This is a genomic window from Actinacidiphila bryophytorum (assembly GCF_016916835.1).
GTDB lineage: Bacteria > Actinomycetota > Actinomycetes > Streptomycetales > Streptomycetaceae > Actinacidiphila > Actinacidiphila bryophytorum.
The window spans coordinates 1-568 of record NZ_JAFFIX010000082.1 but is presented as its reverse complement, the minus strand read 5'-3'; the positions used below and the strand labels follow the sequence as shown (position 1 = coordinate 568).

Annotated in this window: 1 protein-coding gene; it reads right to left on the bottom strand. The window is 67.1% G+C overall.

Going from position 1 to position 568, the window contains the following annotated elements; translation table 11 throughout:
• Positions 1-568: zinc-binding dehydrogenase (locus JT723_RS34685; RefSeq protein ID WP_205048884.1), on the bottom strand; the 568-nt coding region annotated here is incomplete at both ends.

Below are 568 nucleotides of genomic sequence, written 5' to 3'. Positions count from 1 at the left end.
CAGGTGACGATGGTGCCGCCCTTGCGGGTGACGTAGACCGAGGCGCCGAAGGTCTCCCGCCCGGGGTGCTCGAAGACGATGTCGACGTCCTCGCCGCCGGTCAGCTCCCGGATCCTGCCCCCGAAGCGCTTCCACTCCCGCGGGTCCTGCGTGCGCTCGTCACGCCAGAAGCGGTAGCCCTCGGCACTGCGGTCGATGACCGCCTCGGCACCCATCCGCCGGCAGATCTCCGCCTTCTCCGCACTGGAGACCACACAGATCGGCGTCGCACCCCCCGCCAGCGCGAACTGCGTCGCATACGACCCCAGCCCGCCGCTCGCCCCCCAGATCAGCACATTGTCACCCTGCTTCATCCCCGCACCGTTACGCGAGACCAACTGACGGTACGCCGTGGAATTCACCAGCCCCGGCGCCGCCGCCTCCTCCCACGACAGATGCTCCGGCTTCGGCATCAACTGGTTCGACTTCACCAGCGCGATCTCCGCCAAACCACCGAAATTCGTCTCGAAACCCCAGATCCGCTGCTCAGGATCCAGCATCGTGTCGTTATGACCGTCGGCCGACTCCA